This window comes from Cyanobium sp. Lug-B (assembly GCF_024345635.1).
GTDB lineage: Bacteria > Cyanobacteriota > Cyanobacteriia > PCC-6307 > Cyanobiaceae > Cyanobium > Cyanobium minutissimum.
Window position 1 is genome coordinate 1 of the sequence record NZ_JAGQBM010000043.1, and the last position, 26,636, is coordinate 26,636.

Here is a 26,636-nt window from a genome sequence, read left to right on the forward strand (position 1 = left end):
CGGCGGCGGTGCCCGTCGGCCGCGGGTGGCGGCGGCCGTGGCGGCGGGGGGGGCGCTGGGGGGCGGGCTGCCGCTGGCGCGGAACTGGAGCACCGGCCCGTTCAGGCCGAGGCGGATCTCATCGCCGTCGGAGAGGGGGCGGCAGTCCTTGAGTCGGGCCCCCTCGAGATAGGTGCCGTTGGCGCTGCCCGTGTCGCAGAGGAGCCACTGGCCCGGCCGGGTGCGGGACATCCGCACCACGGCATGGTGGCGGGAAACGCCCCGGGCCTCGGCCAGGCAGAGGCCACAGGCCGGATCGCGGCCGATGGAGAGGGGCGTGCGGGGATCCAGCGGCACGCTCCGGCCGGGATCGTCCCGCAGCACCAGGCGGGGCAGGGCGCTCATGGCGGATCGTCCAGCGCACCGCCGCGGCGGCCGAGACGGCGATCGGCCAGGAACCGACCCCACCAGCCCACCGGTTCCCCCTCCCGGAAGGGGACGATCCGCCCGGGGAAGAGGAGCGCCCAGGTGGCCAGGGCCAGGGCCACCAGCAGCAGGAGCAGCAGCACCCAGCCAGGGATCGCCCCCACCCAGGTGGCAGCGAAGCTGGCCCGCACCGCGTACACCCCGATGGTCAGGGCGGTCCAGATGCGGAAGGGTGCCCATGGATCCCGCCGTTGCTCCACCTGGCCGGCCGCTCCGATCGCTGCGGGTAGCGTATGGGAGCAAGGCGGACGGGCCGGGGATGGGGGGGACGACGGAGCAGGCGTCGGCTGGCGCCAGTACCCCAGCCAGCACCGCATCCAGCACCGCAGCCAGCACCGCCCCTGCCACCTCTGCTGAGGCCTCACCGGCCTCCCAATCCCCCGGCGCACCGGCCGGACCCGCCGGCTGGGCCGGCCTCTGGCGGGCCCTGAGAGCCCCCTCGGCGGGCGGCCGCCGCCGGGACCTGGCGGCAGCCCTGGGGGGGCTGAGGCACCACGACGCCTGGCTGGAACTCTGGATCGGCGGCCAGTGCCGCCAGCGGCTGGCGCTGGAGGGGGGCCGCTACCGCATCGGCCGGGATCCCCTCTGCGAGCTGCAGGCCGACGCCACGGGCGTCAGCCGGGTGCACGCCATCGTCGAGCAGGAGAGGCCCGGTGACCGGGACTATGTGGGCGAGGACTTCGGCTCCGCCAATGGCCTGTTCCACCGGGACCGCCGCATCCGCACCATCCGCCTGCGGGACGGGGACCGGCTCCAGCTCGGCTCGCCGCTCAAGGGCGAGGCGCCCACCCTGGTGTACCGCCATCCCCGCAGCCCCCTGGGGCAATGGGTGCACTGGGGTGCCATCGGCGCCCTGGTGGGCTCGGGCGTCGCCCTGGGGGGCCTGCTGCTGGCCACCACCGTCGCCGGCGGCTCCTCGATCCGCTCGGTGAGCGGACCGGTGAAGGTGTTCTCCACCGACGGCCGCCAGATCGATGCGGCCGAGGGCTCCTCGACGGCCCTGCCGACCCTGGCCGACTACCCCCTGCACCTGCGCCAGGCCCTGATCGCCTCGGAGGATTCGCGCTTCGGCTGGAACAGCGGCATCGACCTGTTCGGCACCCTGCGCTCCCTGGTGCAGGGCACCGGCGGCGGCAGCGGCCTCACCCAGCAGGTGGCCCGCATGGTCTACCCGGCGGTGGGCACCGACGTGTCGGTGGCCCGCAAGCTGCGGGAGCTGTGGGTGGCCTGGCAGCTGGAGGCGGGGTTCAGCAAGAACCGCATCCTCAAGATGTACCTCGACCGGGCCTACCTGGGGCTGGGGGCGGAGGGCTTCGAGCAGGCGGCCCAGCTGTATTTCCGCAAGTCGGCCAGCGCCCTCGACGTGGCGGAATCGGCCTTCCTGGTGGGCCTGCTGCCGAGCCCCAACAGCTACAGCCCCTGCAACCGGGAGAACCCCACCTGGGGCCGCGAACGCCGCGACCTGGTGCTCGGGCGGATGCACGCCGAGGGCTACCTCTCCGACCAGGCGTTGATCGACGCCCGCCGCCGGCCGCTCAACATCGACCCCTCCGCCTGCCGCGCATCCACCTATTCCAGCTACCCCTTCTTCAGCGACTACGTGATCGGCGAGCTGGAGGGTCGGCGCTTCGCCCTCGACCTCAGCAGTCCGGAGGCCCGGGGCAACTACGCGGTGATCAGCAGCATCGATCCGCGCCTGCAGGCCATCGCCCAGAAACAGCTGAAGGCGTTCCTCGAGGGGCCGGGGGCGAGGGCCGGGCTCACCCAGGGCGCCCTGATTTCGATCGACTACGCCACCGGCGCGATCCTGGCCTACGTCGGCGGCGGCGACTACAGCCGCTCAAGCTTCGATCGGGTGCAGGCCCTGCGTCAGCCCGGATCCACCTTCAAGCTGTTCGCCTTCCTCGCGGCCCTGGAGGCCGGGGCGAAGCCCGGCGATGCCGTCTCCTGCGCCCCCCTCTCCTACGTGGCCGGCTGCCGGAGCGGGGGTGGCAGCACCAGCGTGACGGCGGGCTTTGCCAGCTCCGAGAACGTGGTGGCCCTGCGGCTGGCCCAGCAGGCCGGCCTGAACAAGGTGGTGGCCAAGGCGCGCCAGCTCGGCATCAGCACGCCGATGGAGGAGAGCTTCTCGATGGTGCTGGGCGGCAAGGAGACCTTCCTCTACGAGCTGGCCCGGGCCTACGCCGTGGTGGCCAACGGCGGCCGCTCGGTGCCCCTGCACGGGGTGACGCGCATCTACGACCTGGGCATCTGCGGCTCGGTGCGCTCCCTGGCCAGCTGTCCGGCCGCCGGCGTCACCACGCCAATCGGCGAGAAGCCCCAGCAGCTGATCGACCCGGCGCTGGCCGCCGAGATGGATGCCCTGCTGCGGGGGGTGGTGAGCGGCGGCACCGGCCGCGCCGCCGGAGTGGTGGCCGATGCCCGCGGCAAGACCGGCACCACCGACAACGGCGTCGATGTGCTGTTCGTGGGCTACTCCCCCTCCAGCCGCATCCTCACCGGCATCTGGATGGGCAACGACGACAACCGCCCCGCCGAGGCCGCCTCCGGCGCCCTGGTGGCCGAGCTCTGGGGGCGGTACATGCGCGCCCTGGCGGGCTGAGGGAAGCCGAGCAGGCCCTCAGCCGAGCCAGCCCAGGCCCCGGCCCAGTTCCTGGGCACGGGTGACCAGCGCCCAGGCGATGCCGGCCAGGGTCCCCCAGCACCAGGGGCTGCTCAGGAGCCGGGCGAGGGGGGTGCTGGTGTCCTGGGGATCGCGGCGGGGCAGCTGCCAGCCCAGCTGCAGGGCCCCGTACACCACCAGCAGCACCCAGGCCGGAAAGTCGACCTCACCGACCGGGAAGGGATGCACCTTCCAGTGCAGCAGGCTGAGGCTGCAGGCCAGGGCGATGAGGGCGGCGATGGGCCCGGAGGCGCCGTCCCACTGCCGCAGCACCCGGGCCCGGCGGGCCACCAGCACCGCCGGCGCCGTGGTGGCCAGGGCGGTGAGCGCGAAGCGCAGCAGCAGGGAGGAGAGCGGCAGCGGCGTGCCGCCCAGCACGATCACCAGCATCCCCAGGTTGAGCAGGGCCTCGCCGTTGGCGGCGTGGATCCAGGGGGCCGTGATCCAGCACCAGGCGCGGTGGGGGTCCCCGGTGGCCTCGAGGGTCAGGGGCCAGCGGCGGCGCAGGCCCTTGAGGGGGCCCAGGGCCAGGGCCTGGATCAGGGCCAGGGCCACCACCAGCACCGGGCCGCTGCCCCAGCCCCAGGGATCGAAGAACCACGTCTCCAGCTCGCCGCCGGCCCAGAACAGCACCGGGGCCGAGGCGGCGGCCAGGGCCAGCCCCGGGCCGAGGGGGCGCAGGGCCTCCAGCCGGCCCAGGGGGAGGGGAATGGCGGCGGCCGGGGAACCGGTGCCAGCCGCAGCGGAGCCGGGCCTGGAGGGGGCCACGCCGGAGCAGGCTTCGAGCAGGTCGAGCAGTTCGGCCAGCACACCAGGCGCATAGATCCCGGCCAGATGGCTGCTGAGGGCGGCGACGGCGCTGCGCTGGGGTCCACCCTGGAGCTGCAGCACCCGCTGCAGCAGGGGCTGGGTGGCAAGGTCCCGCACGGGACCACGCAAGGCCTCCTCCGCCCCGAGGGCGTCGATCAGTCGGTTGGCCAGGGCCTGGGGGTTGTCCAGGCTGACGGAACCGGTGGCGATCCACTCCCGCAGCTGCAGACCCAGCTCCCGACCCTTGCCCATGGCCGCGGCGTCCCGGTCCGCAGGGGCGCGATCAGGCGCCCTTGCTGGCCTGGAGACGGGCGCGGGCGCGGGCCAGGGCCTGCTGGGCCTTCACCTTCTCGGGGCTGGGATCGGAGCCTTCCAGCGCCGCCGCGGCCTGCTGGGCCGCCTCGAAATCGGTCTGGGCGGCGGCGGCATTGATGCTGCTGCCCAGCTCGGCGCCGTTGACGAGCACGGTGACCTCATTGGCCACCACCTCGGCGAAGCCCCCCATCAGGGCGATCGACTGCCAGTTGGCACCCTCCCGCACCCGCAGCACGCCGCTGTCGAGGGCGGTGAGCATGGAGACGTGGCCGGTGAGGATGCCGAGCTGGCCGGTGGTGCCGGGGAGGATCACTTCGTCGGCGGTGCCGTCGAAGACGCTCTGATCGGGGGCGAGGACACGCAGGGTGAGGGTCATGGGGTTTCCCGGATCAGGACTTGGCGTCGGCGAGGATCTTGGCGGCCTTGGCCTTCACCTGATCGATGTTGCCCACCAGGTAGAAGGCGGCTTCCGGCAGGTCGTCGAGTTCACCGGCCAGGATCATGTTGAAGCCCTTGATGGTGTCTTCGAGCTTCACGTACTCACCGGACTGGCCGGTGAAGATCTCGGCCACGAAGAACGGCTGGGAGAGGAACTTCTCGATCTTGCGGGCCCGGTCCACCGTGCGGCGGTCGTCCTCGGAGAGTTCGTCCAGACCCAGGATCGCGATGATGTCCTGCAGCTCCTTGTAGCGCTGCAGGGTGGACTGCACAGCCCGGGCGGTGCGGTAGTGCTCGTCGCCCACGACGGCGGGCTGGAGCATGGTGCTGGTGGAATCGAGGGGATCGACCGCCGGGTAGATGCCCTTGGAGGCCAGGCCGCGGCTCAGCACGGTGGTGGCGTCGAGGTGGGCGAAGGTGGTGGCGGGCGCCGGGTCGGTGAGGTCGTCGGCGGGGACGTAGACGGCCTGGATCGAAGTGATCGAACCCTCCAGGGTGGAGGTGATGCGCTCCTGCAGCTCACCCACATCGGTGCCGAGGGTGGGCTGGTAGCCCACGGCCGACGGCATGCGGCCCAGCAGGGCGCTCACCTCGGAGCCGGCCTGGACGAAGCGGAAGATGTTGTCGATGAACAGCAGCACGTCCTGCTTGTTCACGTCGCGGAAGTGCTCGGCCATCGTGAGCGCTGACAGGCCCACCCGCATGCGGGCGCCGGGGGGCTCGTTCATCTGGCCGTAGCAGAGGGCCACCTTCGACTTGGAGAGGTCGTCGGCGTTGATCACGCCCGACTCCTTGAACTCCTCGTAGAGGTCGTTGCCCTCACGGGTGCGCTCACCCACGCCGCCGAACACGGAGACGCCGCCGTGCTCCTTGGCGATGTTGTTGATCAGCTCCTGGATCAGCACGGTCTTGCCGACGCCGGCGCCACCGAACAGGCCCACCTTGCCGCCCTGGCGGTAGGGGGCCAGCAGATCGATCACCTTGATGCCAGTCTCGAAGACCCGGGGCTTGGTCTCCAGCTCGGTGAGCTTGGGAGCCTGGCGGTGGATCGGGGCGGTCATGGTGCTGGTGACCGGACCCTGCTCGTCGACGGGCTCACCGAGGACGTTGAAGATGCGGCCCAGGGTGGCCTCACCCACGGGGACGGAGATGGGGGCGCCGGTGTCGAGGGCGCTCATGCCGCGCACCAGGCCGTCGGTGCTGCTCATGGCCACGGCGCGGACCCGGTGGTCGCCCAGCAGCTGCTGCACTTCGGCGGTGAGGGCCACCTGCTGGCCGGCGGAGTTGGTGCCCTCGATACGGAGGGCGTTGAAGATCTTGGGCAGCTTGCCCGCAGGAAATTCCACGTCGAGGACCGGGCCGATCACCTGGCGCACGGTGCCTTTGGTACCAGGGACGGCGGGAGCGGCAGCAGCCATAGGTAAGGAAGGAAGGAGGGGTGCCAGCGGGATCCTGCACCCGTCTGAAGCGGCGCAACCTTACCACCGCAGGGGGCCTGACGGTCTGCGGTTCGGTCACCCGCACAGCCCGGGGATGGCGTCAGAGCCGGGGCGCCACCTAGGTTGGCAGTCGAAGGGCGCGAGTGCTAACTCGCCCCACCCCAGCGACGCTCCGGCCCCGGCCGATCCCTCGTCGCTGTCTTCGCAACCATTCTTCGCGTCATTTCATGGCTGCCGTTTCCCTCAGCGTCTCCACGGTCAAACCCCTCGGAGATCGCGTTTTCATCAAGGTGTCCGAATCGGAGGAGAAAACCGCCGGTGGCATCCTTCTGCCCGACACCGCCAAGGAAAAGCCCCAGGTGGGTGAAGTGGTCCAGATCGGCCCCGGCAAGCGCAACGACGACGGCTCCCGTCAGGCTCCTGAAGTGGGCGTCGGCGACAAGGTGCTCTACAGCAAGTACGCCGGCACCGACATCAAGCTCGGCACCGACGAGTACGTGCTTCTGTCCGAGAAGGACATCCTGGCCGTCGTCAACTGATCTGACGGCGTTTCCGTCGGCATCACCTTCAACCAAGCAATCTTTTTTCTTCCATGGCCAAGCGCATCATCTATAACGAGCAAGCCCGCCGGGCGCTCGAACGCGGCATCGACATCCTTGCCGAAGCCGTCGCCGTCACCCTCGGCCCCAAGGGCCGCAACGTGGTGCTGGAGAAGAAATTCGGCGCTCCCCAGATCATCAACGACGGCGTCACGATCGCCAAGGAGATCGAACTGGAGGACCACATCGAGAACACCGGTGTGGCCCTGATCCGTCAGGCCGCCAGCAAAACCAACGACGCCGCCGGTGACGGCACCACCACCGCCACCGTCCTGGCCCACGCCATGGTCAAGGCGGGTCTGCGCAACGTGGCCGCCGGCGCCAACGCCATCACCCTCAAGAAGGGCATCGACAAGGCCACCGAGTTCCTCGTCGGCAAGATCGAGGAGCACGCCAAGCCGATCTCCGACTCCAACGCCATCGCCCAGGTGGGCACCATCTCCGCCGGCAACGACGAAGAGGTGGGCCGCATGATCGCGGACGCCATGGACAAGGTGGGCAAGGAGGGTGTGATCTCCCTCGAGGAAGGCAAGTCGATGACCACCGAACTGGAGGTCACCGAAGGCATGCGCTTCGACAAGGGCTACATCTCGCCCTACTTCGCCACCGACACCGAGCGGATGGAAGCGGTGCTCGACGAGCCCTACATCCTGCTGACCGACAAGAAGATCGGTCTCGTCCAGGACCTGGTGCCCGTGCTCGAGCAGATCGCCCGCACCGGCAAGCCCCTGCTGATCATCGCCGAGGACATCGAGAAGGAAGCCCTCGCCACCCTGGTGGTGAACCGTCTGCGTGGCGTCCTGAACGTCGCCGCCGTCAAGGCTCCCGGCTTCGGTGACCGCCGCAAGGCCATGCTCGAGGACATCGCCGTTCTCACCAACGGTCAGCTGATCACCGAGGACGCCGGCCTCAAGCTGGAGAACACCAAGCTGGAGATGCTGGGCACCGCCCGTCGCATCACCATCAACAAGGACACCACCACCATCGTCGCCGAAGGCAACGAGGCGGCGGTCAAGGCCCGCTGCGAGCAGATCCGCAAGCAGATGGACGAAACCGACTCCTCCTACGACAAGGAGAAGCTGCAGGAGCGTCTGGCCAAGCTGAGCGGCGGTGTGGCCGTGGTCAAGGTGGGCGCTGCCACCGAGACCGAGATGAAGGACAAGAAGCTGCGCCTGGAAGATGCCATCAACGCCACCAAGGCGGCCGTTGAGGAAGGCATCGTCCCCGGCGGTGGCACCACCCTGGCCCACCTGGCCCCGGCCCTCGAGGAGTGGGCGGCCGCCAACCTCTCCGGCGAGGAGCTGATCGGCGCCACCATCGTGGCCTCGTCCCTCACCGCCCCGCTCAAGCGGATCGCTGAGAACGCCGGTGTCAACGGCGCCGTCGTCGCCGAGCACGTGCGCAACAAGCCCTTCAACGAGGGCTACAACGCCGCCACCGGCGAGTACGTCGACATGCTGGCCGCCGGCATCGTCGATCCCGCCAAGGTGACCCGCTCCGGCCTGCAGAACGCCGCCTCGATCGCCGGCATGGTGCTCACCACCGAGTGCATCGTGGCCGACCTGCCCGAGAAGAAGGAAGCTGCTCCCGCCGGTGGCGGCGGCGGCATGGGCGGCGACTTCGACTACTGATCGCCCTGCGGTCAGCGTCGGATCTCCACTCCTTCGCTTTCAGTTCCAAGCGCCCCTGCGGGGGCGCTTTTTTGTGCCTTCGCGTCCATCGCAGAGCTGATCAAAGTCCCGAGGAGCCGAAAGATCGCCGTGAACTTGCAGCAATGACGGCGCAGATTCGCATCAGCCAAAGCCGCCAGTGAGGCCCGCTTCCACTCCAGCGACCGGCGGGTGAATGGAAGCAAGAAATGTGTGGCGGCAGCGTGATTCCTCTCCAGCTGCCTACGTTCGAAGGGAAGGACCAGACCGGCACCTGCGGCCGGGCCATCGCCATCCCGCCGCTGCTGTGATGAACGCCCTTCTCCTCTATCCCCACTTCCCGAAAACCTTCTGGTCGTTCGACCGGTTCCTGGAGATGGCCGGCGTGAAGGCCTTCATCCCGCCACTGGGGATCCTCACGGTGGCCTCCCTGCTGCCGCCGCACTGGCATCTGCGCTTCCACGACAGGAACGTGGCCGAGGAGACGGAGGACGACTGGCACTGGTGCGACCTCGTGATCGTCTCGGCGATGCTGGTGCAGCGCGAGGACTTTCACCATCTGATCCGCCTGGCGGTGGCGATGGGTAAAAAAGTGGCGGTCGGCGGCCCCTATCCCACCTCCCTGCCGGAGCATGCGCTGCAATCAGGAGCCCACTATCTGATCCTGGATGAGGGGGAGATCACCGTTCCCGCCTTCCTGGCGGCCCTCGAGCGAGGTGAACCCTGCGGGGTGTTCCGTGCCCTGGAGAAGCCGGATGTCAGCCTCAGCCCCAGGCCCCGCTACGACCTGCTGCAACGCGACGCCTATCTGATGATGGCGGTGCAGTTCTCCCGCGGCTGTCCGTTCAACTGCGAGTTCTGCGACATCATCAACCTCTACGGCCGCAAGCCGCGGACCAAGGAGAACCACCAGATCCTGGGGGAACTGAAAATCCTCTACGACCTGGGCTGGCGGGGATCCATCTTCATGGTGGATGACAACTTCATCGGCAATCAACACAACGTCAAGCGTCTGCTGAACGATCTGATTCCCTGGATGCGGGAGCATCGCTACCCCTTCAACTTCCTGACCGAAGCCTCGGTGAATCTGGCCGAGCAGCCCGAGCTGCTCGATCTGATGGCCCGGGCCGGCTTCTTCGGGGTCTTCCTGGGCATCGAGACCCCCGACCAGGACAGTCTGGAGCTCACCCGCAAGCGGCAGAACACCCGCCATCCCCTCGCCGAAGCCTGCCGGACGATCAGTGCGGCGGGACTGGTTATCTACGCCGGGTTCATCCTCGGCTTCGACGGGGAACGCTCTGGCGCGGGGCAGCGCATCGAGGCGTTCGTCGCCGAGACGGCCATTCCCCAGCCGATGCTGGGGATTCTCCAGGCCCTGCCGAACACGGCGCTCTGGACCCGGCTGGAGCAGGAGGGACGACTGCTGCCGGGTGCCGATGGCGGCTGCGGCGACCAGAACACCCTGATGAACTTCGTGCCCTCCCGCCCGGCCTGGGACATCGGCCACGAGTACGTGCGGGCCCTCTGGCGGATGTACGAGCCCGCCACCTATCTGGAGCGCTGCCTGCGCCACTGTCTCGCCATCACCCCCAATCCCCACTGCGCTCAGCAGATGCACGTGCCGCCGGCCCGGGCCGTCAGGCTTCTGGCCCTGCTGGTCTGGCACCAGGGCCTGCGCCGCCCGGAACTCCGGGGCCAGTTCTGGAGGCAGCTGGGGCAGATGGCGCAGCGGCAGCCCCGCCTGCTGGCCCTTTATCTGGGCCTCTGCGCGGCCGGCGAACACGTCTTCGAGTACCGCCAGCTGGCCCGGGAGCGCATCGGCGCCCAGCTGGGCCACGATCCACTCGCCATGCCGCCCACAACGCCCCCGCCGCCGCAGGCGGTTCAGCCGCCTGGCACAAAGGCCAGGGCCACGCCGTTGTTGCAGTAACGTTTGCCGGTGGGTTTGGGGCCGTCGTTGAACACGTGGCCTTGGTGGCCGCCACAGCGGCGGCAGTGGTATTCGGTACGCGGCAGGATCAGCTTGAAGTCGGTTTTCGTGGCCACCGCGTTGGGCAGGGGTTGCCAGAAGCTGGGCCAGCCGGTGCCGGAGTCGAACTTGGCCTTGGAGGAGAACAGGGGCAGGCGGCAGCCGGCACACACGTAGGTGCCGCTGCGCTTTTCGTTGTTGAGCGGACTGCTGAAGGGGCGCTCGGTGCCCTCATCGCGGAGCACCGCATAGGCCGCCGGACTCAGGCGTTTCCGCCATTGCGCCGGGCTCAGCTGCCAGGCCGGATCGGTGGCCTTGGCGGCAGCCAGAGCCCGGTCGGCGGGCAGGAAAGGCAGCAGTCCCGCCAGGGGGGCCCCCACCCGGGCCAGCAGGCTGGAGAGAAAGTTGCGGCGGTCCATCCGGTTCAGCCCAGCCAGCCGGCGCTCAGCACCACGGCCAGCCCCAGAAACAGGGAGAGCAGGGTCCAGGTGATGCGGTTGAGGGTGTTCTCGGCGCTGCGGGCGCTGCTGAACATCGAGCCGCCACTGGAGGCCAGGCCCCCCATGCCATCCCCCTTGGGGCTGTGGAGCAGCACGCTGACGATCAGCAGGGCGCCGCTGAGCATCCAGAGCGATGAAACGATGTTCTTGACCATTGATCCAGCTTAGCCGCCGCGGGCCTGCAGCCTCAGGCGCCGAGGGTCTGGGGGATGCGGGCGGCGGGCACGGAGGCGGGCACCACCAGGGAGGTGCCGGTCATGCGGGCGGGCTTGGGCAGGCCCAGGATCTCCAGCAGGGTCGGGGCAATGTCGGCCAGGCCGCCATGCTCCCGCAGGGTGACGTCGTTGCCATGGCCCGGCAGCTTGCGCTTCTCCCCCTCCACCAGGATCACCGGCACCGGGTTGGTGGTGTGGGCGGTCCAGGGGAGGCCATCGGGGCCCTGCATCACCTCGGCGTTGCCATGGTCGGCGGTGATCAGCAGGCTGCCGCCCATGCGGGTGGTGGCCTCCACGAGCCGGCCCACGCAGCGGTCGACCGTGGCGATGGCTTCGGTGGCGGCCTCCATCTGGCCGGTGTGGCCCACCATGTCGGGGTTGGCGTAGTTGATCACCACCAGGGAGTAGATCCCCTTGCCGATGGCGGCGATGCAGCTGTCGGTGAGCTTCTCCGCCGACATCGCCGGCGCCTGGTCATAGGTGGCGACCCGGGGGGAGGGCACCAGGTGGCGGTCTTCACCGGGAAAGGCCTGCTCGATGCCGCCGTTCATGAAGTACGTGACGTGCGGGTACTTCTCGGTCTCGGCGGTGCGGAACTGGCGCAGGCCGTGCTCGGAAACCACCTGGCCGAGAAGGCCGTCGAGGGATTCGGGCGGGAAGGCCACCCGCACGGGCAGGCCCTGCTCGTACTGGGTGAAAGTGACCACATGGAGGGGGCCAAGCCACTCCCGCGGGAAGCCGTCGAACTCCGGCAGGACCAGGGCACGGATGATCTGGCGCACCCGGTCGGGGCGGAAGTTGAAGCAGACCAGGCCATCACCGCACTCCAGCAGCCCCTCGCTGAGGCGCACCGGCTCGAGGAATTCATCGGTGATGCCCGCCGCATAGGAGCCCTGCAGCACCTCCTCCGGCGTGAAGGGGCAGATCTCGGATGGCTCGGTCAGCAGGCGATAGGCCTTCTGGGTCCGCTCCCATCGCTGGTCGCGGTCCATGGCCCAGTAACGGCCGCAGAGGGTGGCGATGCGGCCCACACCGGCCTCGTCGATCATCGCCTGGATCCGGGCCAGGTAACCCGGGCCCCCGTGGGGGGCCGAGTCGCGGCCATCGGTGACCACATGGATCAGCACATCGGTGAGGCCGCGGCCGGCGGCCCAGCGCAGCAGACCGCCCAGGTGGTCGACATGGCTGTGGACGCCGCCATCGGAGCAGAGGCCGATCAGGTGCAGGGGGCGGCCGCTGGCCAGCAGGGTGTCACCCAGATCGTTGAGGGCCTGGTTGCCGGCGATCGAGCCGCTGCGCACCGCCTGGCCGATCCGCACCAGCTCCTGGCGGATGATCCGACCGGAGCCGATGGTGAGGTGTCCCACCTCCGAATTGCCCATCTGGTGATCCGGCAGGCCCACGGCGGCGCCGCTGGCTTCGATCAGGGTGTGGGGATAGGCATGCCAGAGGGCATCCATCACCGGGGTGTCCGCTTTCCTCACGGCGTTGTGATCGGCCTCCGGGCTGTATCCCCAGCCATCAAGGATGGCCAGAACCATGGGGGCGACGGGGGCAGCCGTCTCGCAGGGGACGCGTTCGCCGGTGCCGCCAGCGGACTGCTTCTGGGAGGGAGCTGCTTTCACCAGCGAGAAAATCTGCACGTTTCAACGCCACGCCAACCTACAGCCCCCCTTCAAGATCACCTTCTTCCGGCGTGGATGCGTCAGGCTTTGGTTACACGCCATACGCTTTGTGGCCAGACCTCAGGTCGCATCATCGGGTTCCTCCGACCGGCTGGAGCTGCTCTCCGCCCAGGACCTGGGACGCACCCTCGACAGGCTCGCCTCCCAGGTGCTGGAGGCGGTGGCCGACAGCCAGGACCTCGTGCTGCTGGGCATCCCCACCCGCGGTGTGGCCCTGGCCCGGGTGCTGGCCGGGCGGCTGGAGGCGATCTGCGGCCATCCCATCGCCCACGGCAGCCTCGACCCCACCTTCCACCGCGACGACCTGGAGCGGGTGGGCACCCGCCTGGTGGAGGCCACCCAGCTGCCGGTGCCGGTGGACGGGCGCCAGGTGGTGCTCGTCGATGACGTCATCTTCACCGGCCGCACGGTGCGGGCCGCCCTGGAGGCCCTGCAGGGCTGGGGCCGTCCCCGCCGCGTGGGGCTGCTGGTGATGGTCGACCGGGGGCACCGGGAACTGCCGATTCAACCGGACTTCTGCGGCCGGGTGGTGCCCACCGCCCGCCACGAGACGATCCAGCTGTGCCTCCAGGCCATCGATGGCGAGGAGGGGGTCTACCTGCTGCGCGACTGAGGAGGCGTTCTCAGACGGTGGCGAGCTCGTCCTCGCGGAAATGGGCCCGGAACTTGCCGAAGGCCACCACCACGGGCAGGGTCGGGCTGATGGGGCGACCCTTCCAGTCGTTCAGCACGTTGAACACCTCGCCCTGCTGCCCTTCCATATCAAAGGCTTCACCCCGATGCTGGGGGTGGTTGTAGACGACCACACTGCGGCACACCCTGACCTGATCACCTGGCTGCATGTCCACCGGGACGCTCTGCGCGGCCATCCTGTCATGGGGCTCAGCGCTGGCAGGCGCTCTCCGGCCCGGCCTCCACCACCCGTCCGCCCAGCTCCTTGCAGGCCTCCTGGAAGGCCTGCCACTCGTCCATGCCGGCGGCGATGCGGCGCTGCACCAGGCCATCCAGCTTCTCCCCGGACACCGTGTGGGGCAGGGAACCGTGGCTGTCGTGCTCCCGGTCCTTGCCCTGGAGCTGGTCGAGGCCCTTCTTGACCTCCTGCCGCAGGGGCTCACTCTGCTGGCGCCACCAGGGATGGTCGATGCGGTTGAGGCTGTCGAGGGCCTCCCACCAGCGCTTCTGCTTCACCAGCAGCGTCGCCCGCTCCAGCTGGGAGCGGTTGCGGTTCCAGATGGCCTGCAGGTCGTCGCCCATGGCGCTGCCGTCGTCCTTGCGCTCCTCCCCCAGGGGGGCAAGGGCCGCCAGAGCACCCTGCAGATCCCCGGCCTGGAAGCGGGTGCGGGCCAGGGTCCGCAGCTGGCGCTGCCAGCGCGCCAGCCTCTCGCGGTCGGAGGGGGTGCCGGCCCGGGAATTGATCACCTGGCGCTGCAGCCGCAGGGCCTCGCCCCACTCCTCCTGCCCCCAGAGCTGGTCGGCCTTGGCCCGCAGGCAGCGGCCCCGATCGAAGGGCGTGCGGCCGGGCAGCCAGCTGAGGGCCGCCAGCTGCTCGCTGTAGCGGAGGCAGTCATCGAGGCGGCCGCTGGTGGACGCCTGCTCCAGGCGCACGGGCAACTGGCGCTCCCACCAGTAACCCAGGCCGATGGCGGCGGCGACCGAACCCAGGGTGATGGCCAGCCAGAAGCGCGGGAGTCTGTGCCGGCGGAGGGCCAAGGGGGGAGAAACAGCGCGGTTCTCCACCGTTGTATGCAACGGCGGCGACCGGCGCCCGGTCGCGGGGGCAGCCTGGTCGGCGTCCACCCCCGTCGGCGGCCAACGGCCCGGTCCCCGGGGCGCTCAGCGCACCGGACCCAGGGGGCACGGCTCGCTCCGGCCGCCGTCGGCGGCGGCCTCCAGGTCGTCCCACGCCACCAGGAGCCGGGCCTGGGCATCGATGGAGAAGCGCAGCCGCAGCCGGTCGACGCCGCGCTGACCCGGGGAGGGCAGGGGGATGGTGAGTGGCGGCGCTGACCAGGGCCGCACCGGGGCCGCCCCCGCCGGCCGCTCACGCAGCACCGGCAGCCCCGCCTCGAAGACCACTTCGGCCCGCTCCTCCGGCAGGGGCTCCCCCAGCACCAGCTCCAGCTCCTCCTGGCCGTCCTGGCTGCAGGCCAGCACCAGCTCCAGGGGCTGCTCCGTGGGCCAGCTCTGGCCGGCCACGAACAGGGGATGCCAGCGGTGGGCCCCGCTGCGCCGGTCCCAGCAGCGCAGGGAGACGCCACGGGCCAGCACGTCCCGGACACGGACCCCGGGGGTGAGGGCCAGGGCCCCCAGCGCCACGGCCTCCACCGGCCGCTCGCCCCGCAGGGGCACGCCGGGGCAGCGGAGCTCGAGCCAACGACGGATCAAGGGAATCCTGCTGCTGCCCCCCACCGGCAGCACGGCGTCGATGTCCCCCAGCCCCAGCCCCTCCCGGCGGGCCGCCGCCAGGACCGCCTCCAGCAGACCGTCCAGGAGCTGCGGCAGCCCGCGTTCCTCCAGCAGCCGCTCGAAGACGGGCCGGGTCAGGGTGAGCTCGCGGAAGGACCCGGTTGCCGGCTGGATCTGCCGGGCTTCGGGGGCCTCGCTGAGCTGGCACTTGATCCGTTCGGCGAGCTGGAGCAGGGCGCCGTCGACGGGCCCCTCCGGGCAGAGGTGGGCCGCGATCCAGCGATCGATGTCCCGCCCTCCCAGGGCCACCCCCGCCTTGCCGATCACCCGGGCGCAGCGCAGGCTCTGGCCGCTGCGGGTCAGGTCCCGGCCGGCGAAGCGCAGCAGCTGGGCGATCGGCGCCGCCCGCCCCTCGCCGCCCTCCAGGGCCACCAGGGAGAGATCGATCGTGCCGCCGCCCATGTCCACCACCAGCACCCGGCTGCCGGGGGGCAGGCCGGCGCCGATGGCGGCGGCGGTGGGCTCGTCCACCAGCGCCAGCTCGGGCACCGCCAGGTCGCGGCTGGCCCGCTCCAGCCAGGCCCGGTAGCCGCGGTAGGTCTCGATCGGGGCGGTGAGCACCAGCCGCTCCGGCACCAGCCCCGCCGGCAGGGCCCGCCACAGGCCCTCGAGCAGCAGGGAACCGGCCCGCTCGGCACTGAGCCAGCCCGGCTGCGGGGCGGACGCCGGCCCACCGATCCGGCGCTTGAAGTCCCGGCACAGGCCGGGGTGGTCGCCATCGGCCAGGGCCGCCTCAAGCACCTGCCGGCCGATCAGGGGCCGTTCGGCGTCGGGAGCCTCCAGCCACAGCAGGCTGGGCACCACACAGGGGTCACCACAGCTGTAGGGCGGCAGGGGCAGCAGGCCGGGGGGGCCCTGGCGGTCCTGCCAGGCCACCACGGTGGTGCTGCTGCCCAGGTCGATGGCGAGGGTTCCGCTCATGGTGAGGGTTCCGCTCATGGCTCAATGGGTGGCTCCCCTTCTAGGCCGGTGCCGGCAGGAAGGGGCGGGCCGATGGGCTGATCTAGGGTGTTGAGACTGATGATCAGGCCCGCATGCCGAGCAGCGAACTCAACGCCAAGGAACTGGCCCAGCGGGGGGAGAGCCTGATCCGTCACTCCTCCAACCGTTACCTGACCACCGTTCGCATCGCTTTCCGGGCCAAGCAGCGTCGCTTCGATGATTTCGACGGCCTGCTCGACGACTCGATGATCAAGCCGGTCCAGCGGGCCATCATCGAACTCAGCGACGAGCAGGACCAACCCGACCTGCTGCCCGGCTGAGGGTCCGCGCCACGCCGCCGTGGAAGTCTGCGAGGGCCAGGGCTGGCGGCTGGTGGTGGATCCTGCCCGCGCTCCCTTCATCGCCCTGATCGGGGGCGACGGCTGGGCCAGTGAACTGACCGCCGCCGAACTGCGCGCCCTGCAGCTGGCCGCCGCCCAGCTCACCGCCCAGCACCGGGCCATGGCCGATGTCCTGATGGCCGAAGAGGCCGTGGCCATGGAGGTGGAGCTGCCGATCGGGGATGCCGGTGACGCCGGATGCCTGTGGCTGGGCCTGGACGGCGACCGGCACCGGTGGACGCTGCAGCTGGTGCTCACGCCCGGCCCGGGAGGCCGGGGCATCGAAGGGGGCTGGGGGGCCGCCGCCAGCGAGGCGTTCAGCACCGCGCTGGAGCGCCTGAGACCCGCTGAGCCAGGGGGCGGGGATCAGGATTGTTGATCGTTGGCGGATTCCCCAGCCGCCCCCCCGGTTTTGCACCGTTTCTCCCCAGGCCGGCGGCGGTCGCCGCTGGCCAGCGGCCCCGGATGGGGAGAAGCGGCTGGCGGCGCCGCCGCCGCTTGACAGGGGAAGGCAACCATTCCTGAGCGGCCGGAGTGGCCCCGGGGACGCCCCGAAGCCCCTGCGGTGGCTGGTGTCTCAGGCTGGGACGGGGGGCGCCGGGCCGCCGCCGGCGGCGTTTGACGTGGCCCCTCGGGTGTGGAGAACTGGCTCACGCCCTGCCCGCCATCCGCGATGCCCCGCCCGAGAACACTGCCACTGGATGGGGCCGAGTCTCTGGTGAGCCTGCGGGCGGAGGTGCCCGCGCCGCTGCTGGAGGCCATGCGGGAGTTCATCGAGCAGCACCCCAACTGGGACCAGTACCGGCTGTTCCAGGCTGCCCTGGCGGGGTTTCTCGTGCAGAACGGGATCCGAAACCGCGGGGTGACCCGCTGCTACCTGGCCAACCTGTTTCCCGGCCACCAGGCCTTCTCGGCGCCGGCGGCCTGAGGCCGGGCCCGCGTCAGGAGGTCCAGGTCTCAGGCGTCCGGCTCCACCCCCAGCAGGCGGAACAGTCGGGCGGCACTGGCGTCGCTCACCGGCAGGATCGAGAGGCGATTGCCCCGGCGCACCACCGCCAGGTCCTCGACACTGAACTGCTCCCGCAGGGCGTCCAGGCTCAGCATCGCCGGAAAGGTGGCGCGGTAGGCGAGGCGGACGCAGTCCCAGCGCGGAGCCTCCGGCTTAGAGGCCGGGTCGAAGTACTTGGAGGCGGCATCGAACTGGCTGGGATCCACCAGCCCCGTCTCGATCACCTCCATCAGGCCGACGATGCCGGGGGGGCTGGTGTTGGAGTGGTAGAAGAAGGCGCGATCACCGATCTGCATGGCGCGCATGAAGTTGCGGGCCTGGTAGTTGCGGATGCCGTCCCAGAGGGTGCTGCCCTCCGCCTGCAGGTGGTGGATGCCGTAGACATCCGGCTCGCTCTTCATCAACCACCAGGCCATGGAGCGTCCGCCTCAGCTGTCGGTGTCGAGGGCCAGCACCAGCCGGCGGAAGTGGTCGCCGCGGGCCTCGAAACTGGTGTACTGGTCGAAGCTGGCACAGGCCGGGGAGAGCAGCACCCCCCGGCAGCCGAGGGCGGGGGCCAGCGTCGCGGCAAGGGCCACCGCACCCTCCAGGTCCTGCTCCAGCTTCACCACGCCGCCGTAGCCACTGGACTCCAGCAGGCCGGCGAACTCCTGCCGCGCCGCTCCGTAGAGCACCACCGCCGCGGCCCGCTGCCGCAGCTGCTCCAGCCAGGCCCCGGCCTCCCCCTGCTTCGACTGGCCACCGGCCAGCACCACCAAAGGACCCTCCAGGGCCCGCAAGGCCACCTCGGCGGCGTCGTAGTTGGTGGCCTTGCTGTCGTTGAACCAGGTGATGCCCTTGAGGCTGCGGAGGCGTTCGAGCCGGTGGGGGACACCGGGGAAACAGCGGCAGGCGGCCTCCATCACCGCCGGCTCCAGCCCGGCGTGGAGCCCGACCGCCACGGCCAGCAGCAGGTTCTGGCGGTTGTGGGCACCGGGCATGGCCAGGGCGGAGGCCGGGAACAGGGGGCCCTGGCGGCCCCGCACCTGATCGTCCCCGTCGATCCAGAGCACCGGATCAAGCCCCGCCGGCAGGGCCTCCCGGGGGCCGGCGGTGATCCACTCGGCCTGGTCCCAGCTGTCGGCGTGGTGGCGCAGGTCGGGATCGTCGGCGTTGAGGATGCGGACGCGGGAGCGCTCCAGCAGACTCCGCTTGATGGCCCGGTAGGCGGCCAGGGTGCCGTGGCGCTCCAGGTGGTCGGGGGTGAGGGTGGTCCAGACGCCGATCGCCGGCGCCACGGCGGGGGCGGCCTCGATCTGGTAACTGCTCAGCTCCACCACCAGCCAGTCCGGGCGGGGCCCCTGCTCCAGACGCCGCTGCAGCACCACCTCGGCGGCGGAGATGCCGACGTTGCCGCAGAGGGGCGCGTCCCGGCCGGCCTGCTGCAGCAGGTGCTGCACCAGGCAGGTGACGGTGGTCTTGCCGTTGGTGCCGGTGATGCCGATCCAGGGCACGTCGCGGCTGGCCTGCCAGGCGGGCACGATCTCCCCCTGCACCTGCACCCCCCGGGTGCGGAGCGCTTCCAGCACCGGGTGGTTCCAGGGGATGCCCGGGCTGACCACCACGGCCGCCGGCGGCAGCGGCAGGTCCTGGAACGCCTCGAGGCTCAGGGGCACGCCGAGCCGCACCGCGAGGGCCTCGCTCTCCAGCTGATCCGCCAGGGCCCGGTGCTCCGGCGTGTCAGCGCTTTCGATCACCACAACCGTCTCGCCACGGGCCTGCAGCAGACGGGCGGCCCCCAGACCGGACCGGCCCAGACCCACCACCACCGTGCAGGAGGGAGGGGCAACGGCCTCGGCGGGACTCACGCTGGCAGGCTCATGTTCGGGATCGGGTGAGGGTAGCAGTGAAGAGATCACTGCACCCAACCGGATTCAGATGCAGGACCTCAGCAATCTTCAATGGACGCAATCTATGGGCGATACTGGAATCGAACCAGTGACTCCTACCGTGTCAAGGTAGTGCTCTACCTCTGAGCTAATCGCCCGAGCTCGGAATCACCGAAGTGGCACCGAATTCAGATCCTTTCGAATCAATTCCGGTTCATGACCCTGACCATCCCAGGTGATCGAGATGGCTGGTCATCCCCGGGACAAAAACTTCACCTGATGCCGGACTGTCACAGGCGAACTGTAACGGGAGGACGATCAGGATCCGGTTTTCACCCAGGGTTTTCCTACTCGCCGGCCTTCCCTCCTGTCAACTTGCGCCGGCCGGCCCTCAATGGCGCTCCAGCCGGATCCGGAAGCGCTCCCGCTTGGTGGGTTCGATCGCCAGCACCTCCAGCTCCCCCCGCCCCTCCAGCTGGACCCGCGCCCCCACCGCCAGGGGCTGGCTGGGGCTGCTGACCAGCTTCCAGTCGAGGCGGACGGCCCCCTGCCGGATCAGGGTGGCCATGCGGTTGCGGGACAGCCCGAAACCGGCCGACGCCAGGGCATCCAGCCGCAGGGAGGCCTCCACCGTCGTGAGCTGGCGGGGCAACCGGCGGGCCGGCAGCTGCAGCGCCTCGATGGGCCGGGCCTCGAACCGCACCGGCACCGTGCGCACCAGGCCCTCGGTGCCGTCCAGCCGCCGGGCCAGGGCCTCGCTGACGATCGCCTGGCCGCCCCGATCGCCCCGCAGCCACAGGTCACCCAGCTCCGCGGCCCCGGCGCCGGAAGCGGCCAGTCCCGCGGCCATGTCGGCCGCCGAGGCGGGATCGAACAGGAAGTTGCCGCTGATCTCCAGCCCCAGCAGGGCGGGGGCCGCCGGCTCCTGTCCCGACCGTGCCAGCAGCAGGCAGCGGCGCTCGGCGCCGGGGTGGCCGCCGTCACTGGCGAGGCTCAGCTCGCTGAGGGCACCAAGCCGGTCCTCGGCCTCCTCCCGCACCGCCGCCTCGAGAAAGCCGCTGACCTGGGGCTCCCAGGTGCGCAGGGCCGCCTCCGCCAGGGTGAAGAGCGCCCCGAGCTCCTCCGGGTGGCGACTCCCCTCCAGCAGGTCCCGTCGTGGAAGCATGGGCCCTCCGGCTTCAGGTGTCGTCCAGCCGCACGACCGCCGTCGGTCGCGCCAGCTGGATGGTGGTCCAGGGGATCTCCCGGCCGACGGGGGCCTCCAGCAGCAGCAGCCAGCAGCCCTCATCGAGCCGGTTGCGCAGGATGCGGATGCGGTCGTCCTCCTCCGAACTGACGCTGGCGGCGGCGGCGAAGCTGCCCATCCAGCCGGAGCCCATGCCCAGCAGGCCGCCGATCAGGGGCTCGCCGTAGACCCCGGCGAAGCTGAAGGTGTGCAGATCCGTGATCTGGGTGAAGGTGAGCCCGGCCAGGAACCCGAAGGGCAGCAGCCAGCGGACCATCGACTGTTGCCGCCGCCGCCGGGCCGTGGCCGGATCCAGCCGCTCAACCTCCGACATGGTCGCCTCACCGCTGCCGATCGCCAGCACGCGGGTCGGGGCCGGTTGCAGCGCCAGCAAGCGATCCCGCAACGCATGCAGGCGGTCACGGTCGTCCAGCACGACCACCACACTCAGGGACATGGGCTCCTCTCCGCACCGCTCTCTACACTGCACCTCCGGCCTGCCCCCCTGGGGGCGCACCCCCCGCCCTCCCCACCGCTGCCGGACATGACGAAGGTTCTGGTCTCCGATCCCATCGACCAGGCGGGGATCGACATCCTCTCCCAGGTCGCCCAGGTGGACGTGCGCACGGGTCTGAGCCCGGAGCAGCTGGTGGGGTGCATCGGTGACTACGAGGGGCTGATGATCCGCTCCGGCACCCAGGTGACCGCCGAGGTGATCGAGGCGGCAAGCCGTCTGCGCATCATCGGCCGGGCCGGTGTGGGCGTCGACAACGTCGATGTGCCCGCCGCCACCCGCCGCGGCGTGATCGTCGTCAATTCCCCGGAGGGCAACACGATCGCCGCCGCCGAGCACGCCCTGGCGCTGATGCTCTCCCTGTCGCGGCACGTGCCCCACGCCCACGCCAGCACCATCGCCGGCGGCTGGGACCGCAAGACCTACGTGGGCAACGAGCTCTACAAGAAGACCCTCGGCGTGGTGGGCCTCGGCAAGATCGGCTCCCATGTGGCCCGCGTCGCCCGGGCCCTGGGCATGGACGTGGCCGCCTACGACCCGTTCATCTCCGCCGAGCGCGCCCAGCTGCTGCAGGTGCGGCTGCTGCCCCTGCCCCAGCTGTTCGCCGAAGCCGACTACGTCAGCCTGCACCTGCCCCGCACCCCGGACACCGAGAACCTGGTCAACGCGGCGCTGCTGGCCACGATGAAGCCCACCGCCCGCCTGGTGAACTGCGCCCGCGGCGGCATCATCGACGAGCAGGCCCTGGCCGATGCGGTCGAGAACCGCGTCATCGCCGGCGCTGCCCTCGACGTCTACGCCAAGGAGCCGCTGGCGGCCGATTCCCCCCTGCGGCTGGTCAAGGAACGGCTGATCCTCACCCCTCACCTGGGCGCCTCCACCGAGGAGGCCCAGGAGAACGTGGCCATCGACGTGGCCGAGCAGATCCGGGATGTGCTCCTGGGTCTTCCGGCCCGCAGCGCCGTCAACATCCCCGGCCTGACCCCCGAGGTGATGGAGCTGCTCAAGCCCCATCTGCAGCTGGCGGAAACCCTGGGCCTGCTGCTCAGCCAGCTGGCCGGCGGCCAGATCAGCGAGCTGGAGGTGCGGCTGCAGGGTGAATTCGCCTCCCACCCCGCCCAGCCCCTGGTGGTGGCGGCCCTCAAGGGCATCCTCTCGGCCGCCCTGGGCGACAGCATCAACTACGTCAACGCCACCCTGGAGGCCAAGGAGCGCGGCATCCACGTGCTTGAGGTGAAGGACGACGCCAGCCGCGACTTCGCCGGCGGGTCGCTGCAGCTCAGCTCCCGCAGCCCCCGGGGTAATCACAGTGTCACCGGGGCGGTGTTCACCGACGGCGAACTGCGCATCACCACCATCGACGAATTCCCAGTGAACGTGACCCCCAGCCGTCACATGCTCTTCACCCGCCACCGGGACATGCCCGGCATCATCGGCCAGCTGGGCTCCCTGCTGGGCGAGCACAACGTCAACATCGCCTCGATGCAGGTGGGCCGCCGCATCGTCCGGGGCGACGCTGTGATGGTGCTGAGCCTCGACGATCCGATCCCCCCCAGCCTGCTGGCGGTGATCCACGGCATCAACGGCATCCAGGCCGCCCACCCGGTCACCCTCTGATGGGCCTGGTCTGGTGGCGGCTGGAGATGGCCGCCCCGGCCGAACTGGAGGAGTCCCTGCTCTGGAAGCTGCCGCTCCTGGGGGTGACGCGGGTGGCGCTCCAGCACCCCCCAGAGGCGCCGCAGCAGCGTCAGCTACTGGCCTGGCTGCCGGAGAGCGACTGGCCCGCCGACCAGCGCCAGGAGCTGGAGAGGGCCCTGGCCCCGCTGGGGGAACCCTTTGACCTGCCGCTGCCGCCGATCCAATGGAAGCGCCAGGCCGATGAGGACTGGAGCCTGAGCTGGAAGAGCCACTGGCGGCCCGATCCGGTGGGGGAGCGGCTGCTGGTGCTGCCGGCCTGGCTGGAGGTGCCGCCCGAGCAGGCCTGGCGGCTGGTGATCCGCATCGATCCGGGCAGCGCCTTCGGCACCGGCAGCCACCCCACCACCCGCCTCTGCCTGGAGGGCCTGGAGGGCCTCGCCGGTGAGCGGGAGCAGGCGGGGCTGGGGGCGGGCCTGGAGGGGCTGCGGGTGGCCGATCTGGGCTGCGGCAGCGGCATCCTGGGCCTGGCCGCCCTGCGGCTGGGGGCGGCGAGCGTGGCCGCCGCCGACACCGACCCCCTGGCGGAGCGGGCGACCCGACAGAACGCGGCCCTGAACGGCCTGGACGGCACCCGCGGCCTCACGGTGACCACCGGGTCGGCCGAGGCCCTGGTGGCGCTGCTGGACGGCCGTCGGGCGGATCTGCTGCTGTGCAACATCCTGGCGCCGGTGATCGAGGCCCTGATTCCCTGGTTCGAGCACCTGCTGAGCCCCGGCGGCGTGGGCCTGCTCAGCGGCCTGCTGGTGGATCAGGCCCCAGGCCTGGAGCGGGATCTGGCGGCGGCGGGCTGGCGTGTGGAAGGGCGGGTAGAACAGGACCGCTGGGGCCTGCTGCGGATCCGTTCGGCATCGGATGTTGCATAAGGCACGCTGATCTGTGTCCTGGCTTTGATTGGGCTTCCCGGCCTGCGAGCCCAAGATCGCCGGGAAAGCCCCCTGTCGGATGTAGGAAGGGCGGGTCCTACAGGCCCTGGCTGCCGGGTGTCTGTGAGCTCCAATCTCTTCCATGGCTTCCTACAAGGTCACCCTCGTCAATGAGAGCGAGGGCCTGAACAAGACCATCGAGGTTCCTGACGACCAGTACATCCTCGACGCCGCCGAAGAGCAGGGCATCGACCTGCCCTACTCCTGCCGCGCCGGCGCCTGCTCCACCTGCGCCGGCAAGCTCACCTCCGGCACCGTCGACCAGTCGGATCAGAGCTTCCTCGACGACGACCAGATCGAGGCCGGCTTCGTCCTCACCTGCGTCGCCTACCCCACCTCCGACTGCACCATCAAGACCCACACCGAAGAAGAGCTCTACTGAGCTCCTCGCCGGGCGGTCCGGTTGGATCGCCCCTTGAACCCCGCGTTCTTCTCCGCCACCCTCAGGGGTGGCTTTTTCATGGCACTTCAGGTGGACACCGTGCTGGCCTCCGGCAGCGAACATCCCAGCCCCGGCGGCCAGTACAGCTACCGGGTCCTGGGACCCTGCTGCCGTCTGTTCGATCGGGAGGAGCTGCCCTGGCCCTGCTGCCGCCTGGCCTGGCGCAGCAAGGAACCCAGCTGGCGTCGCGTCGGCCGCCGCTTCGTGCCCGACCTGGCCGCCCGCCGCTGCCCCTCCTACGCCGTGGAACTGCTCCAGCCGGGGGCCCGCCCCACGCGCACCGTGATCACCCTGTTCCCCCAGCGCCTGGCCCCCGCCCTGCAGGAGTGGTGGTACAGCAAGCTGCCCGCGTCGCTGGAGGCGGGCAACCTGGCCCCACCCCCACCGCCACCTCTCCCGGCCCCGGCCCCCTGAGCCGTCCGCGTCCAGCCACAAAAAAACCGGCCGGCCCAGGGCCGGCCGGCAACGGTAGGCCGGTCGATCAGAAGTAGATCTTGCCGCCGCCCCACTGGACGCCCTGGACCTTCGGGGCCACCAGGATGTAGCCGGCGATCAGACGCAGGTCCTCGTCGTCCAGATCGCGCATCTTCACGAACACGTCGCTGCTGCGCAGGCTGGGGTGCACGTCCGCGATGCTGTACTCCCCGTCGTAGGAGGTGGGGTCCTTCATGTAGTCGACCAGGGCCTCCACCGAATCCCGGGCCGGCGTGGCCAGGGCGAGGGTCTCGGGATCGAGCCCCACGTTCTGGTTGGTCTTGGTGATGCCACCGGCATGGCAGGTGCCGCAGCTTTCGTTGAAGAGCTTGCGGCCGGTCTTGACCTCCTTCTCGCTGAAGGTCACCAGGGTGCCGTCGGGGGAGACCGGCACGGTGAGGTCCTCGGCGCTCCACTGGGCCGCGGCCGCGGGGCCCGCGAAACAGACCAGCAGGGCCAGGGGAAGGATCAGCAGCGTCCGGACCACGGCACCGACGGCGCTGCGAAGGCGGGCGGTGCGAAGGGCGGCTGACAGCGGGGCGGCTGAGCGAAGGAGGGGGGCCATGGGAGAAGCCGGCGGAATGGCGGTCGGACCGCAACTGAGACCTTGTATCACGGGCGACGGGTCCCCCGGAACGGAATCACGCGAACTGTTGCAGGCTCAGCCCGCCGTCCCCACCGAGAGGCTGAGGAAGTCCTTCGCCACCAGCGTCTCGGGGAAGATCGCCCGGGCCTCGGCCACCAGATCATCGGGGGTCATCGGATTCCCCGCCACGTAGCGGGGGCTGAGGTGGGTGAGGACCAGCTGCTTGACCCCCGCCTCCAGGGCGGTCTGGGCGGCCATCGTGCTGGTGGAGTGCTGGCGGGCGATGGCCAGCTCCGCCTCGCCGTGGGAGAAGGTGGATTCGTGGATCAGCAGGTCGGCGCCGCGGGCCAGGGCCACCGCCGCCTCGCTGAACACGGTGTCGGTGCAGTAAACGACGCTGCAGCCGGGCCGGGGCGGCCCGCACAGGGCCTCGCCGCGGATCACCCGGCCGTCGTCGAGGGTGACGCTGCGGCCGGCCTTGAGCTCGGCGTAGACCGGCCCGGGGGGAATGCCCAGGGCCCGGGCCCGCTCCACGTCGAAGCGGCCGGGCCGCGGTTTCTGGTCCACCCGGTAGGCGTAGGCCGGCACCCGGTGGGTGAGGGCCGTGCAGCGCACCGTGATGTCGTCGTCGTCGAGCACCAGGGTGCCGCGGGCGGCGGCCTCCTTCACCCGGTGGGTGCGCAGGGGATAGCCGATGCGGGTCGAGGAGGTGCGCATCACGCCCTCCAGGTAATCGCGCAGCGGGTCCGGTCCGTAGAGGTCGATGCCCCCGCAGCTGCCCGCCAGCCCCAGGCTGGCCAGCAGCCCCGGCAGACCGAAGACGTGGTCGCCGTGCATGTGGGTGACGAAGATCCGGCGCAACTGGGACACCCGCAGGTCGCTGCGCAGGAACTGGTGCTGGGTTCCCTCGCCGCAGTCGAACAGCCACAGCTCGGCCCGCTGCGGCAGCCGCAGGGCCACGGCGGAGACGTTGCGGGCGCGGGTGGGAACACCGGAGCTGGTTCCCAGGAAGGTGACCTGCACACCCTGGCTGCCTCAGAGCGCATGCTGCCACGCCGCCGGCCGGTGCGCTGGCTGGCGCCGTGGCATCAACAGGATGACCCGTCCAGAATGAGCCGTTGTCGCTCGCGCACCCTCGTGACCCTCCTCCGTTTCGGATGGCGCGCCGGCCTCTCGCTGGCCCTGCTTCCCGCCGCCGTCGCAGCAGCGGTCCCCACGGAGGCGCGGGCGCCGGCCCCCGTGGTGCGGGTGCTGCTGCGGGAGGCCCCCACCCTGGAGCTGGTGGCCGGCAGCACCGTGCTGCGCCGCGGCGACGCCACCGGGCGCACCCTGGCGGAGCTGGCCCCGGGGGCGCGGCTGAAGC

General features: G+C 70.7%; 29 protein-coding genes, 1 tRNA gene and 1 pseudogene. 13 read left to right on the forward strand and 18 right to left on the reverse strand.

The window, feature by feature from the left end; all coding sequences use genetic code 11:
• Together KBY81_RS11040 and KBY81_RS11045 are read right to left on the reverse strand one after the other, a co-directional pair.
• The coding region (locus KBY81_RS11040; RefSeq protein WP_254976513.1) for an FHA domain-containing protein at positions 1-384 on the reverse strand (384 nt) is incomplete at its 3' end.
• Complete coding sequence (locus KBY81_RS11045; RefSeq protein ID WP_254972935.1) at positions 381-665, reverse strand: hypothetical protein; 285 nt, start codon at positions 663-665, stop codon at positions 381-383. The genes KBY81_RS11040 and KBY81_RS11045, both read right to left, overlap by 4 nt.
• A gap of 59 nt (positions 666-724) precedes the next feature.
• On the opposite strand from KBY81_RS11045, the gene KBY81_RS11050 reads away from it, so the two are divergent.
• Positions 725-3,067 (forward strand): transglycosylase domain-containing protein, encoded by a 2,343-nt coding sequence (locus KBY81_RS11050; protein WP_254976514.1) that lies wholly within the window; start codon positions 725-727, stop codon positions 3,065-3,067.
• Positions 3,068-3,085: 18 nt separating this feature from the next.
• Here KBY81_RS11050 and KBY81_RS11055 read toward each other — a convergent pair whose 3' ends face one another.
• From KBY81_RS11055 to atpD, 3 genes are read right to left on the reverse strand one after another with little or no spacing between them, the layout of a single operon-like run.
• Positions 3,086-4,189: a rhomboid family intramembrane serine protease gene (locus KBY81_RS11055; RefSeq protein ID WP_106220363.1), complete on the reverse strand. Its 1,104-nt coding sequence runs from the start codon at positions 4,187-4,189 to the stop codon at positions 3,086-3,088.
• A 31-nt stretch (positions 4,190-4,220) separates the two neighbouring features.
• A complete protein-coding gene (gene atpC, locus KBY81_RS11060) occupies positions 4,221-4,628 on the reverse strand; it encodes an ATP synthase F1 subunit epsilon (protein ID WP_106220362.1) in 408 nt (135 codons plus the stop codon).
• Positions 4,629-4,641: 13 nt separating this feature from the next.
• On the reverse strand, positions 4,642-6,108 hold the full coding sequence (atpD, locus tag KBY81_RS11065) for a F0F1 ATP synthase subunit beta (protein ID WP_106220361.1): 1,467 nt from the start codon (positions 6,106-6,108) through the stop codon (positions 4,642-4,644).
• A gap of 248 nt (positions 6,109-6,356) precedes the next feature.
• Here atpD and groES point away from each other — a divergent pair, with 248 nt between their 5' ends.
• From groES to KBY81_RS11080, 3 genes are all read left to right on the forward strand, one after another.
• Positions 6,357-6,668: a co-chaperone GroES gene (gene groES / locus KBY81_RS11070; RefSeq protein WP_015110667.1), complete on the forward strand. Its 312-nt coding sequence runs from the start codon at positions 6,357-6,359 to the stop codon at positions 6,666-6,668.
• A 53-nt stretch (positions 6,669-6,721) separates the two neighbouring features.
• On the forward strand, positions 6,722-8,359 hold the full coding sequence (gene groL / locus KBY81_RS11075; protein ID WP_015110666.1) for a chaperonin GroEL: 1,638 nt from the start codon (positions 6,722-6,724) through the stop codon (positions 8,357-8,359).
• A 328-nt stretch (positions 8,360-8,687) separates the two neighbouring features.
• A complete protein-coding gene (locus KBY81_RS11080) occupies positions 8,688-10,307 on the forward strand; it encodes a B12-binding domain-containing radical SAM protein (RefSeq protein WP_254976515.1) in 1,620 nt (539 codons plus the stop codon).
• Here KBY81_RS11080 and msrB read toward each other — a convergent pair.
• The 3 genes from msrB to gpmI are packed head-to-tail and all read right to left on the reverse strand — an operon-like array spanning position 10,262 to position 12,602.
• Positions 10,262-10,765: a peptide-methionine (R)-S-oxide reductase MsrB gene (gene msrB / locus KBY81_RS11085; protein WP_254972930.1), complete on the reverse strand. Its 504-nt coding sequence runs from the start codon at positions 10,763-10,765 to the stop codon at positions 10,262-10,264. The genes KBY81_RS11080 and msrB overlap by 46 nt on opposite strands.
• 5 nt (positions 10,766-10,770) lie before the next feature.
• Positions 10,771-11,001 carry a preprotein translocase subunit SecG gene (gene secG, locus KBY81_RS11090; protein WP_015110663.1) on the reverse strand — a complete coding sequence of 77 codons (231 nt, stop codon included), beginning with the start codon at positions 10,999-11,001 and terminating at the stop codon, positions 10,771-10,773.
• 32 nt (positions 11,002-11,033) lie between these two features.
• Complete coding sequence (gene gpmI, locus KBY81_RS11095) at positions 11,034-12,602, reverse strand: 2,3-bisphosphoglycerate-independent phosphoglycerate mutase (protein ID WP_254976516.1); 1,569 nt, start codon at positions 12,600-12,602, stop codon at positions 11,034-11,036.
• Positions 12,603-12,795: 193 nt separating this feature from the next.
• Here gpmI and pyrR point away from each other — a divergent pair, with 193 nt between their 5' ends.
• Positions 12,796-13,359 carry a bifunctional pyr operon transcriptional regulator/uracil phosphoribosyltransferase PyrR gene (gene pyrR, locus KBY81_RS11100; protein ID WP_106220357.1) on the forward strand — a complete coding sequence of 188 codons (564 nt, stop codon included), beginning with the start codon at positions 12,796-12,798 and terminating at the stop codon, positions 13,357-13,359.
• Positions 13,360-13,369: 10 nt separating this feature from the next.
• On the opposite strand, the gene KBY81_RS11105 is transcribed toward pyrR, so the two are convergent.
• The 3 genes from KBY81_RS11105 to KBY81_RS11115 all read right to left on the reverse strand — a co-directional run bounded on the left by KBY81_RS11105 (position 13,370) and on the right by KBY81_RS11115 (position 16,133).
• Positions 13,370-13,588, reverse strand: a complete 219-nt coding sequence (locus tag KBY81_RS11105) for a ferredoxin-thioredoxin reductase variable chain (RefSeq protein ID WP_106220503.1) — start codon at positions 13,586-13,588, stop codon at positions 13,370-13,372.
• 40 nt (positions 13,589-13,628) lie between these two features.
• Positions 13,629-14,456: a hypothetical protein gene (locus KBY81_RS11110; RefSeq protein WP_106220356.1), complete on the reverse strand. Its 828-nt coding sequence runs from the start codon at positions 14,454-14,456 to the stop codon at positions 13,629-13,631.
• Between the two features lie 123 nt (positions 14,457-14,579).
• A complete protein-coding gene (locus KBY81_RS11115) occupies positions 14,580-16,133 on the reverse strand; it encodes an Hsp70 family protein (protein ID WP_254976517.1) in 1,554 nt (517 codons plus the stop codon).
• A 113-nt stretch (positions 16,134-16,246) separates the two neighbouring features.
• On the opposite strand from KBY81_RS11115, the gene KBY81_RS11120 reads away from it, so the two are divergent.
• The 3 genes from KBY81_RS11120 (at position 16,247) to KBY81_RS11130 (ending at position 17,462) form a co-directional block, all read left to right on the forward strand.
• Positions 16,247-16,474, forward strand: a complete 228-nt coding sequence (locus tag KBY81_RS11120; RefSeq protein WP_015110657.1) for a DNA-directed RNA polymerase subunit omega — start codon at positions 16,247-16,249, stop codon at positions 16,472-16,474.
• Positions 16,475-16,493: 19 nt separating this feature from the next.
• The gene (locus tag KBY81_RS11125) at positions 16,494-16,913 is read left to right on the forward strand and encodes a DUF1818 family protein (RefSeq protein WP_254976518.1); all 420 of its coding nucleotides are present in this window, start codon (positions 16,494-16,496) and stop codon (positions 16,911-16,913) included.
• A gap of 294 nt (positions 16,914-17,207) precedes the next feature.
• Positions 17,208-17,462, forward strand: coding sequence for a DUF2811 domain-containing protein (locus KBY81_RS11130; RefSeq protein WP_015110655.1), 255 nt, complete (start codon positions 17,208-17,210; stop codon positions 17,460-17,462).
• A gap of 29 nt (positions 17,463-17,491) precedes the next feature.
• On the opposite strand, the gene KBY81_RS11135 is transcribed toward KBY81_RS11130, so the two are convergent.
• The 5 genes from KBY81_RS11135 to KBY81_RS11155 all read right to left on the reverse strand — a co-directional run bounded on the left by KBY81_RS11135 (position 17,492) and on the right by KBY81_RS11155 (position 21,093).
• Positions 17,492-17,959, reverse strand: a complete 468-nt coding sequence (locus KBY81_RS11135) for an EVE domain-containing protein (RefSeq protein ID WP_106220354.1) — start codon at positions 17,957-17,959, stop codon at positions 17,492-17,494.
• A gap of 12 nt (positions 17,960-17,971) precedes the next feature.
• Complete coding sequence (murD, locus tag KBY81_RS11140) at positions 17,972-19,390, reverse strand: UDP-N-acetylmuramoyl-L-alanine--D-glutamate ligase (protein WP_254976519.1); 1,419 nt, start codon at positions 19,388-19,390, stop codon at positions 17,972-17,974.
• A 107-nt stretch (positions 19,391-19,497) separates the two neighbouring features.
• Positions 19,498-19,569: transfer RNA gene (locus KBY81_RS11145), tRNA-Val, on the reverse strand.
• A 233-nt stretch (positions 19,570-19,802) separates the two neighbouring features.
• Complete coding sequence (locus KBY81_RS11150) at positions 19,803-20,576, reverse strand: photosystem II S4 domain protein (RefSeq protein WP_254976520.1); 774 nt, start codon at positions 20,574-20,576, stop codon at positions 19,803-19,805.
• 13 nt (positions 20,577-20,589) lie between these two features.
• Positions 20,590-21,093, reverse strand: a complete 504-nt coding sequence (locus KBY81_RS11155; protein ID WP_106220351.1) for a hypothetical protein — start codon at positions 21,091-21,093, stop codon at positions 20,590-20,592.
• A gap of 87 nt (positions 21,094-21,180) precedes the next feature.
• Between KBY81_RS11155 and serA the strand changes: the two genes are divergently transcribed.
• The 4 genes from serA to KBY81_RS11175 all read left to right on the forward strand — a co-directional run bounded on the left by serA (position 21,181) and on the right by KBY81_RS11175 (position 24,627).
• The gene (serA, locus tag KBY81_RS11160) at positions 21,181-22,767 is read left to right on the forward strand and encodes a phosphoglycerate dehydrogenase (RefSeq protein WP_106220350.1); all 1,587 of its coding nucleotides are present in this window, start codon (positions 21,181-21,183) and stop codon (positions 22,765-22,767) included.
• A complete protein-coding gene (locus KBY81_RS11165) occupies positions 22,767-23,711 on the forward strand; it encodes a 50S ribosomal protein L11 methyltransferase (protein ID WP_254976521.1) in 945 nt (314 codons plus the stop codon). The genes serA and KBY81_RS11165 overlap by 1 nt, the downstream gene beginning before the upstream one ends.
• Before the next feature lie 142 nt (positions 23,712-23,853).
• Complete coding sequence (locus tag KBY81_RS11170; RefSeq protein ID WP_015110648.1) at positions 23,854-24,153, forward strand: ferredoxin; 300 nt, start codon at positions 23,854-23,856, stop codon at positions 24,151-24,153.
• Positions 24,154-24,231: 78 nt separating this feature from the next.
• On the forward strand, positions 24,232-24,627 hold the full coding sequence (locus KBY81_RS11175; RefSeq protein WP_106220501.1) for a hypothetical protein: 396 nt from the start codon (positions 24,232-24,234) through the stop codon (positions 24,625-24,627).
• A 67-nt stretch (positions 24,628-24,694) separates the two neighbouring features.
• Here KBY81_RS11175 and psbV read toward each other — a convergent pair whose 3' ends face one another.
• Positions 24,695-25,252, reverse strand: coding sequence for a photosystem II cytochrome c-550 (psbV, locus tag KBY81_RS11180; protein WP_106220348.1), 558 nt, complete (start codon positions 25,250-25,252; stop codon positions 24,695-24,697).
• A gap of 96 nt (positions 25,253-25,348) precedes the next feature.
• On the reverse strand, positions 25,349-26,296 hold the full coding sequence (gene rnz, locus KBY81_RS11185; RefSeq protein WP_106220347.1) for a ribonuclease Z: 948 nt from the start codon (positions 26,294-26,296) through the stop codon (positions 25,349-25,351).
• A gap of 114 nt (positions 26,297-26,410) precedes the next feature.
• Here rnz and KBY81_RS11190 point away from each other — a divergent pair.
• Positions 26,411-26,636 (forward strand): annotated as a pseudogene (locus tag KBY81_RS11190) (SpoIID/LytB domain-containing protein); the annotation flags it as partial.